The following is an 8,930-nucleotide window of genomic DNA, read 5'->3' as shown; positions in this document are numbered from 1 at the left end:
GTCATACCACCGTGTGGGGCGGGGGGCGGGTGGGGCGCCCGACGGTCACCTCCGCTAAGAAAGGCTCGGTTTGGGGGGGGGCGCGGGGGTTTTGGTTTTGAAAACCGGGCGGTTGGCCGGGCCCCCCCCCCGCCTCGCGGACGGAGGAGCGGGTGGCGGTGAAAACGGGTACATCGGCCCCATTGCGCATATAAGAGAGGTCGTCGTCATGGGTGATCACCGAGATGTCACGCCCCATCTTGAGCCCGGATTCCTCGATTGCCCGGCGCACCCCAAAGGCGGTGATGATGGAGGAGGCCAGATAGGCCGTTGGCGGATCCGCCAGGCTGCGGGTGCGCTGGACCGTATCATAGCCGTAAATCTCGGTCATCTCGTCGGCGAACATCAAGGCGGGATCTATCTCGACACCGCGCGCGGCAAGGGCGGCCTCATAGCCTTTGCGGCGGCGATGCGCAAAATCCATGCTCTCTTGCCCATTGACCAGACAGATGCGCCGATGACCAAGGTCGAGCAGGAAATTCGTGGCGCGTTCAAAGGCGCTTTTGTTGTTCACGTCCAGCCAGTTATAGGGCGTGGTGATCTCGGAGGCGCGGCCATGCACGGCAAAGGGCAGGCCAGTGTTTTGCAGCAGCAGGATCCGCGCGTCGCGCATCTTGGCGGCATGAACCACCAGCCCGTCCACATTGCGTTTGGCGGCCATTTCACGATAGGCGCGCTCCTGATCCGCGTCGGCGACCAGCGACAGCAACATATCATAGCCGGCCTCGCTGTAGCTCTCTCCGGCGCCGGCGATGAAGTCGGCAAAGACCGGGTTCATCATTTCGTGCTGGGCTGAAAGGGGGATCACATGGCCGATCGCCATGGCGCGCCCGGTGGCCAGCCCCTTGGCGCGGGTGTTCGGGCGATAGTTGTGCTTGTCAGCGGCTTCCATCACCCGTTTTCGGGTGGTTTCACTCACCTCCGGGTAGCCGTTCAGCGCCCGGCTTACGGTTGTCTGGGACAGGCCCAGATGCGCTGACAGCTGTTTGAGGTTCATGTCTGGTGATGCTCCAAAGCGCTTTGAATATGGCTGATTTCAGATGCCTGTTTTGCAGTTTGCATGGAATTCTGTCAAAGAGAAAGAGCTGATTTCGAGCTTATTTATTGAGGTCCGGCAGAGACTCATTGACAGTTCGCGCCGAATCTAGAAGTTTACTGGCAGCCAAAGCGCTTTGGGAATTTGGTTTGTTCGCTGAAAAGACTAGCATCGTGCAAAAGCACCGCGGCGGCGATGACGCATAAGAGAAATCGGGAGGAGACATGATGAAACGGAGATTGATGACGGCTGTGGGGGCAATGGCCCTGATGGCGGGCGCCGCCCAGGCGCAGGATCTCGTGTTCCCCGTCGGGGAGGGCGATTTCAACTGGGACAGTTACGCAGAGTTGCAGAAAATGGACCTGAGCGGCGAGCAAGTCACCGTCTTTGGTCCCTGGCTTGGCCCGGACCAGGAGCTGGTGGAAAGCGTGCTGGCCTATTTCGCGGCTGCCACGGGGGCGGACGTGCGCTATGCGGGGTCTGACAGCTTTGAACAACAGGTTCTTGTGGATGCCGAAGCGGGCTCCGCGCCGAATGTATCGGTCTTCCCGCAGCCGGGTCTTGTGGCTGATATGGCCTCGCGCGGCTTTGTGACGCCGCTGGGCGAAGAGACCGCCGATTGGGTGCGCGAAAACTACGCTGCGGGCCAGTCCTGGGTGGATCTGGGCACCTTTACCGGGCCGGATGGCGCGGATCATCTCTATGGTCTGCTGTTCAAGACCGACGTGAAGTCGCTGGTCTGGTACAACCCTGAAAACTTTGCCGATTTCGGGTATGAAGTTCCGGGCTCGATGGAAGAGCTCAAGGCGCTGACCGAGCAAATGGCGGCAGATGGCAATACGCCCTGGTGCATCGGTCTGGGCTCCGGCGGTGCAACCGGCTGGCCGGCGACTGACTGGGTCGAGGACATGATGCTGCGCACCCAGCCCGCCGATGTCTATGACCAGTGGGTGACCAATGAGGTCAAATTCGACGATCCGCGCGTGGTCGAGGCGATCGAGGAATTCGGCTGGTTTGCCCGCAATGATGCCTTTGTCTCTGGCGGTGCAGGGGCGGTGGCCTCCACCGACTTCCGCGACAGCCCCAAAGGTCTGTTCTCCAGCCCGCCACAGTGTTTCATGCACCGTCAGGCGTCGTTCATTCCGGCCTTCTTCCCCGAAGGCACCGAAGTTGGCCTGGATGCGGATTTCTTCTACTTCCCGGCCTATGCAGGCAAGGAGCTGGGCAATCCGGTTCTGGGTGGCGGCACCACCTGGGCCATCACCAATGACAGCAAAGGCGCGCAGGCACTGATGGAATTCCTGAAGTCGCCGATCGCCAATGAGGTCTGGATGGCGCAGCAGGGCTTCCTGACCCCGCATAAAGGCGTGAATACCGATCTTTATGCCACCGATACGCTGAAGAAGATGGGCGATATCCTCCTGAACGCCGATACCTTCCGCTTTGATGCCTCCGACCTGATGCCGGGCGCCGTGGGCGCGGGCTCCTTCTGGACCGGTATGGTGGATTACGCCGGCGGCAAACCCGCTGCTGAGGTTGCTGCGGAGATCCAATCCTCCTGGGACGCGCAGAAGTAAGCGCGCGCTTTCCGTAGGCAGGGCTGCCCCCGATGGCGGCCCTGCATTTTTTAACCGGAGCGCCCCGCCCACAGGGCACAGGCCCCGGTTTTTCCAACTCAGGAGCCAGTCATGCATCCAGCCATTCAGGGGTTGCTGACCATTGCCTTTGGCGTCGGGGGCTGTGTCGGTTATTTCTACCTCTCCAATCTCATTCTCGACACGCTGATCTTTCCCGCCCGCGGCAAGGCCATCGCCCGCAATATCCGACGTGCCAATATGGTTCGGCCCTGGCTGTTTCTGCTGCCAGCGCTACTGGCGCTTGGGCTCTATCTTGCCTATCCGGTGGTGGAGACCCTGCGCCTGTCGCTGACCGAGCGGGTGCCCGGTGGCGGCTCCGAATTTGTGGGTCTGGCGAATTACAAACAAATGCTGGCAGAGGAAAAATTCTGGGAAGCGCTCCAGAACAATTTCATCTGGCTGCTTGTGGTGCCTGCGGCCTCCACCGCCTTTGGGCTGCTGGCGGCGCAGCTGACCGACCGGCTGCTTTGGGGCAATATCGCGAAATCGCTGATCTTCATGCCGATGGCGATCTCCTTTGTCGGGGCGGCGGTGATCTGGAAGCTGGTCTATGACGCCCGCCCGCCGGGCACCGAGCAGATCGGCGTGCTGAACGCCATCTATATCTGGCTGGGCGGCGTGGAGCCGCAGCAATGGCTGACCATCCCCTTCTGGAACAACTTCTTCCTGATGATGATCCTGATCTGGATCCAGACCGGCTTTGCCATGGTGATCCTCTCGGGGGCGCTGCGCGGCATCCCGGAAGAGACCATCGAAGCGGCGATTGTGGATGGTGCCGGGCCGTTTCAGATCTTTTTCAAGATCAAAGTGCCGCAGATCATGAGCACCATCGTGGTGGTCTGGACCACCATCACCATCGTGGTGCTGAAGATCTTTGACATCGTCTTTGCGCTGACCAATGGCCAGTGGGAGACGCAGGTTCTGGCGAACTACATGTATGACAAGCTGTTCCGCTCCAATGACTGGGGCGTGGGCTCTGCCTCGGCGATGGTCATCATGCTTCTGGTGACGCCGATCCTGGTCTGGAATGTTTACAACGCACGCCGCGAAATGCGCTGAGGGAGGGCTATGCCATGAATGCCATTGCAGGACAAAAGCCCGCCCTGATGTGGGCGCTGCGGCTCTCGGTCATCGCCCTTGTGGGGCTGTGGCTGTTTCCGACCGTGGGGCTGTTCATCTCGTCCTTTCGCACCAGCGACCAGATTGCCAGCTCCGGCTGGTGGAAGGCGATGTTCCCGACCGAGCAGAACCTGACCCTGCGCACCGCCAACCCTGATGCGCAGGTGCAGCAGGGCGATGCCTGGGTGATCGAGGGCAACCTGTTCGAAGAGGCCGGGCGCGGCGCCAAGATTTCCGCCTGGGGCACCAATGCGCGCGAGATCAGCACCTATGGGCCGGGCGACACCGCCGAGCTGCGGCGCGGTGGGTTGTTGACGGTGCAGGCCGATGGCGCCTACCGGCTGAAAGCAGCCGAGAAGATGTCGGGCGCGCGCGGGCCGCGAGTCTTTGTCACGGCCGTGGTGCCGCCGGAGTTCACGCTGGAAAACTACAAGACCATCCTGATTTCGGGCGGCTCCACCGACAATATGGCACGCGCCTTCTTTAACACGCTGACGGTGACCATTCCGGCAACGATCATTCCGATCCTGGTGGCGGCCTTTGCCGCCTATGCGCTGGCGTGGATGGAATTTCCGGGTCGCGCGCTGTTGATTGCCGCCATTGTCGGCCTGTTGGTCGTGCCGCTTCAGCTCGCCCTGATCCCCTTGCTGAAGCTGCACAATGAGATCGGCATCGGCAAGAGCTACCTCGGCGTCTGGCTGGCGCATACCGGTTTTGGCCTGCCAATGGCGATTTACCTCCTGCGCAACTATATGGTGGGCATCCCCCGCGACATCATCGAGAACGCCCGGGTGGATGGCGCCACCGATTTCCAGATCTTCACCCGGATCATCCTGCCGCTGTCCTTTCCGGCGCTGGCCTCCTTTGCGATCTTTCAGTTTCTCTGGACCTGGAATGACCTTCTGGTGGCCATGGTGTTCCTGATCGACGCGACGGGTGAGACCACGGTGATGACCAAGCAGATTGTCGAGCTGCTGGGCACCCGTGGCGGCAATTGGGAGATCCTCGCGACCTCCGCTTTTGTCTCGATCGCGGTGCCGCTGGCGGTGTTCTTTGCGATGCAGAAATACCTGGTGCGCGGCCTGTTGGCCGGCTCGGTGAAATAAAGTCTTCTCTCCTCTTTTGACGATGGACCCTCAGTGATGAATGCTCAAACGTTGATCCCCTCCGCCTCCGTGCTTGCCAATGACCCTGACTGGTGGCGCGGTGCCGTGATCTATCAGATCTATCCCCGCAGCTATCAGGACAGCAATGGCGATGGCATCGGCGACCTGCCGGGGATCACCTCGCGGCTGGAGCATATCGCCTCGCTCGGGGTCGATGCGATTTGGATTTCGCCCTTCTTTACCTCGCCGATGAAGGACTACGGCTATGACGTCAGCGATTATTGCGACGTCGATCCGATGTTCGGCACGCTGACGGATTTTGATGCGCTGGTTGCCCGCGCCCATGAGCTGGGCCTGCGGGTGATGATCGACCTGGTGCTGTCGCATAGCTCTGACCAGCATCCCTGGTTCCAGGAGAGCCGCACAAGCCGCGACAACCCCAAGGCGGATTGGTATGTCTGGTCCGATCCGCAGCCCGATGGCACCCCGCCCAACAACTGGCTGTCGATCTTTGGTGGCCCGGCCTGGCATTGGGACGCGCGGCGCGAGCAGTATTATCTGCACAATTTCCTGATTTCCCAGCCCGATCTGAACTTCCACAACACCGAGGTGCAGGACGCGCTGCTGGCGGCCACCCGGTTCTGGCTGGAACGCGGCGTCGATGGCTTCCGTCTGGATACCATCAACTTCTATTTCCACGACGCGGAGCTGCGCTCCAACCCGGCGCTGCCGCCGGAGCAGCGCAACGCCAATATCGCGCCCTCGGTGAACCCCTATAACCATCAGGAGCATCTCTATTCCAAGAACCAGCCGGAGAACCTCCAGTTTCTGGCCCGGTTCCGGGCGCTTCTGGATGAGTTCCCGGCCAAGACCGCCGTGGGCGAGGTGGGCGATGCCCAGCGGGGGCTGGAGATCATGGGCCAATATACGGCGGGCGCGAGCGGCGTGCATATGTGCTACGCCTTTGAGTTCCTCGCCAAGGATCCGCTGACCGCAGACCGGGTGGCGGAGGTCTTTGCCAAGGTGGATGAGGTCGCCTCCGAGGGCTGGGCCTGCTGGGCGTTCTCCAACCATGATGTGGTGCGCCATGTCAGCCGCTGGGATCTGTCGCCAGAGGCGCTGCGGCTTTATACCACCATGCAGATGTGTCTGCGCGGCTCGGTCTGCATCTATCAGGGCGAGGAGCTGGGCCTGCCCGAGGCCGAGATCGCCTATGAGGAGCTGCAAGACCCCTATGGGATCGAGTTCTGGCCCGAATTCAAGGGCCGTGACGGTTGCCGCACGCCGATGGTCTGGGACCGGGGCAATAGCTATGGTGGCTTCTCCGAGGCGCGCCCCTGGTTGCCCGTCAAGCCGGAGCATCAGGCGCTGGCGGTCAGCGCGCAAGAAGACGACCCGGAGGCCCTGATCCATCACTATCGCCGCGCGATCGCCCTGCGTCGCGCCCATGCGGCGCTGTCGCGTGGCAGCCATGACAAGGTCGAGGCGGTCGGCAATGTGGTGCAATTCACCCGCAGCGCCGAGGGAGAGGAGATCTTCTGCGCCTTCAACATGTCGGACGCCCCCACCACGCTGACCCTGCCAGAGGGCGCGTGGGAGCAGTTGGGCGCCGATCTGGGCGCGGTGGAGGTTCCGTCTGCGGGTGGCACCGTCACGCTTCTGCCCTGGCAGGCCTGTCTGGCGCGGCGGACGTAAAGAGACCCTGGAACGGAGGAGGAGACCATGGCGAACCTGAAACTGACCGGGGTGGAGAAAACCTATGCCGGTGCCGTCAATGTCCTGAACGACATTAATCTTGATATCAAACAGGGCGAGCTGATCGTCTTTGTCGGCCCGTCCGGTTGCGGCAAGTCCACGCTGCTGCGGATGATTGCCGGGCTGGAACAGATCACCGCGGGCACGCTGGAAATTGACGGCCAGGTGATGAATGACATCCCACCGGCGCAGCGTGGCATTGCCATGGTGTTCCAATCCTATGCGCTGTATCCGCATATGACAGTGCGCGACAACATGGGCTTTGCGCTGAAGATCGCGGGCAAACCCAAGGCCGAGATCGACGCGGCGATTGAACGCGCTGCCAAGATCCTGCAACTGGAGGACTACCTCGACCGGCTGCCCAAGGCGCTTTCGGGCGGGCAGCGGCAGCGGGTGGCGATTGGCCGCGCCATTGTGCGCGATCCCAAGGTCTATCTGTTTGACGAGCCGCTCTCCAATCTCGATGCCGCCCTGCGGGTGGCGACAAGGATCGAGATCGCACAGCTCAAGGAAGCGATGCCCGACAGCACCATGGTCTATGTGACCCACGATCAGGTGGAGGCGATGACGCTGGCCTCGCGCATTGTGGTGCTGGCCAACAAGGGCGTGGCGCAGGTGGGCACGCCCCTGGAGCTTTATGAGCGGCCGGAGAATGAATTCGTCGCCCAGTTCATCGGCTCGCCCTCGATGAACCTGATCCCGGCGGAAATCATCGCCACTGGCGCGCGCACGCGCCTGCGCCTGGGCAACGGCGAGGAAATCCTGTCGGCGGTGCCGACGCAGGACAGCGATCTTGGCCTCAAGGTCAACGTCGGGGTGCGCCCGGAGGATATGACCGAAAGCGGCGAGGGCGGTGCGGTGATCGACCGAGAGGTGGATTTTGTCGAGGCGCTGGGCGATGTGACGCTGCTTTATTTCCCGCCGGAACAGGATCAGGCGCCATTGATCGCCAAGCTGCTCGGCATTCACGACCAGCTGCGCGGGCAGCGGGTGCGGCTTTATGCGGATCCTGCCAAGGTGCATATCTTCCACAATGGCCGCTCGCTGCTCTATCGCTGAGCTGGCAGCGCGATCCTCGACAAGACTTTGGCCGCGCGTCCCACAGGGGCGCGCGGTTTTTCTTGCGCTCTGGGGGATCTCTTAAAATTTTAACGTTTGCACCGCCAGCTTAAGGATTTTGAAAGCTCTGCAAATGTGGCGATTCTGACAGATTCGCGCCGCGCGCTCGGGGCGGATCTTGATAACAGATGGGTGTGGTTCACAAAATCAGCCTGAAAGCCGTCAGGATTTTCTGAAATATTTATTTAGTTGCGGTAGTTTAAGCGAAATTTGTCTAAATCCTTAACTTTTCGCGCTGTATTTCCTTAATTTTCTGCGACGCTGACACTCGTCAAACCGGGGGGTTAAGACGTGTTAAGCTTGCCACAATCAATCCATGAATTGGCCCAAGGCCATCAGCACGCAGCCATATTCCAGCCTCACCCCTGAACGAAGGTGTGAACGTGGGAAAATGGAGTGGACCAATGAGACTGATGCTTGCGATCATCGCGGCATGCTTCACTGTTGGCGCGTCACAGACAGCTATCGCCAGACAGTATAGCGCAACCGCATTGCCGGGATGGGAGGCCGTGGGACGGCTGAATATCTCGGATAAATATATGTGCACCGGAACGCTGGTGGCACCGAATTTGGTGCTGACCGCCGCGCATTGCGTCTATGACGCACAGACCGGCCGCCGGTTCAAACCGCAGCGGATCCGCTTTGAGGCCGGGCTTGACGGTCGTCGGGTCAAGGCGGCGCGGGTGGTGGACAAGGCGGTGGTGCACCCGTCCTACGAGTTCCGCACGGGCGGCAATTATCAACTGGGCCATGACATCGCCGTGCTGCGCCTGTCGAGCCCGATCAGCGCGGCAGAGGTGCGCCCGTTCCATATGCTGGGCGAGGCAGATCGCGGAACCAGCGTGAATGTGCTGTCCTACAGCTACACCCATGCAACCCGACCCAGCCTGGAGCAGGGATGCGAGGTCTTGTCGCGCCGGGCGCGAACGCTGGTGATGTCCTGCCAGGTTGACTTTGGCGCCTCGGGGGCACCGGTGCTGGAAGTCTTGCCCGGCTCTCCGCCGCGCATCGTTTCGGTGATTTCTTCCAAGGCGGCCATGGGGCAGCGCCGGGTGTCGATCGGCACCACGCTGGACAGCACGCTCCGCGCCATGATGAGAAGCGCAGGCTGACGGGCAG

At 61.3% G+C, this 8,930-nt stretch carries 7 protein-coding genes; 6 read left to right on the top strand and 1 reads right to left on the bottom strand.

Going from position 1 to position 8,930, the window contains the following annotated elements; all coding sequences use genetic code 11:
* Position 1: 1 nt before the first annotated feature.
* Positions 2-1,036: a substrate-binding domain-containing protein gene (locus tag HCZ87_RS10335; protein WP_167643678.1), complete on the bottom strand. Its 1,035-nt coding sequence runs from the start codon at positions 1,034-1,036 to the stop codon at positions 2-4.
* 266 nt (positions 1,037-1,302) lie between these two features.
* On the opposite strand from HCZ87_RS10335, the gene HCZ87_RS10330 reads away from it, so the two are divergent.
* From HCZ87_RS10330 to HCZ87_RS10305, 6 genes are all read left to right on the top strand, one after another.
* Entirely contained in the window at positions 1,303-2,652 is a 1,350-nt protein-coding gene (locus tag HCZ87_RS10330; protein WP_167643677.1) for an ABC transporter substrate-binding protein, read from the top strand.
* A gap of 111 nt (positions 2,653-2,763) precedes the next feature.
* Positions 2,764-3,771, top strand: coding sequence for a carbohydrate ABC transporter permease (locus HCZ87_RS10325; protein WP_167643676.1), 1,008 nt, complete (start codon positions 2,764-2,766; stop codon positions 3,769-3,771).
* Positions 3,772-3,785: 14 nt separating this feature from the next.
* Positions 3,786-4,937 (top strand): carbohydrate ABC transporter permease, encoded by a 1,152-nt coding sequence (locus HCZ87_RS10320; protein ID WP_167643675.1) that lies wholly within the window; start codon positions 3,786-3,788, stop codon positions 4,935-4,937.
* Positions 4,938-4,973: 36 nt separating this feature from the next.
* Positions 4,974-6,632 carry an alpha-glucosidase gene (locus HCZ87_RS10315; protein ID WP_167643674.1) on the top strand — a complete coding sequence of 553 codons (1,659 nt, stop codon included), beginning with the start codon at positions 4,974-4,976 and terminating at the stop codon, positions 6,630-6,632.
* A gap of 27 nt (positions 6,633-6,659) precedes the next feature.
* Positions 6,660-7,751 (top strand): ABC transporter ATP-binding protein, encoded by a 1,092-nt coding sequence (locus HCZ87_RS10310; RefSeq protein WP_167643673.1) that lies wholly within the window; start codon positions 6,660-6,662, stop codon positions 7,749-7,751.
* A gap of 464 nt (positions 7,752-8,215) precedes the next feature.
* Positions 8,216-8,923: a serine protease gene (locus HCZ87_RS10305; RefSeq protein WP_167643672.1), complete on the top strand. Its 708-nt coding sequence runs from the start codon at positions 8,216-8,218 to the stop codon at positions 8,921-8,923.
* The last annotated feature ends 7 nt before the right edge of the window (positions 8,924-8,930 follow it).

Origin of the sequence: Phaeobacter sp. HF9A (genome assembly GCF_011806385.1) — a bacterium.
Taxonomy (GTDB): domain Bacteria; phylum Pseudomonadota; class Alphaproteobacteria; order Rhodobacterales; family Rhodobacteraceae; genus Epibacterium.
The sequence above is the reverse complement of the archived record's forward strand: the minus strand, read 5'-3'. Positions and strand labels throughout refer to the sequence as shown.

What these genes read in the sequence shown, in the direction of transcription:
- HCZ87_RS10335 (WP_167643678.1), bottom strand. Translation starts at nt 1,036, where the DNA reads ATGAACCTCAAACAGCTGTCAGCGCATCTGGGCCTGTCCCAGACAACC.
- HCZ87_RS10330 (WP_167643677.1), top strand. Translation starts at nt 1,303, where the DNA reads ATGAAACGGAGATTGATGACGGCTGTGGGGGCAATGGCCCTGATGGCG.
- HCZ87_RS10325 (WP_167643676.1), top strand. Translation starts at nt 2,764, where the DNA reads ATGCATCCAGCCATTCAGGGGTTGCTGACCATTGCCTTTGGCGTCGGG.
- HCZ87_RS10320 (WP_167643675.1), top strand. Translation starts at nt 3,786, where the DNA reads ATGAATGCCATTGCAGGACAAAAGCCCGCCCTGATGTGGGCGCTGCGG.
- HCZ87_RS10315 (WP_167643674.1), top strand. Translation starts at nt 4,974, where the DNA reads ATGAATGCTCAAACGTTGATCCCCTCCGCCTCCGTGCTTGCCAATGAC.
- HCZ87_RS10310 (WP_167643673.1), top strand. Translation starts at nt 6,660, where the DNA reads ATGGCGAACCTGAAACTGACCGGGGTGGAGAAAACCTATGCCGGTGCC.
- HCZ87_RS10305 (WP_167643672.1), top strand. Translation starts at nt 8,216, where the DNA reads ATGAGACTGATGCTTGCGATCATCGCGGCATGCTTCACTGTTGGCGCG.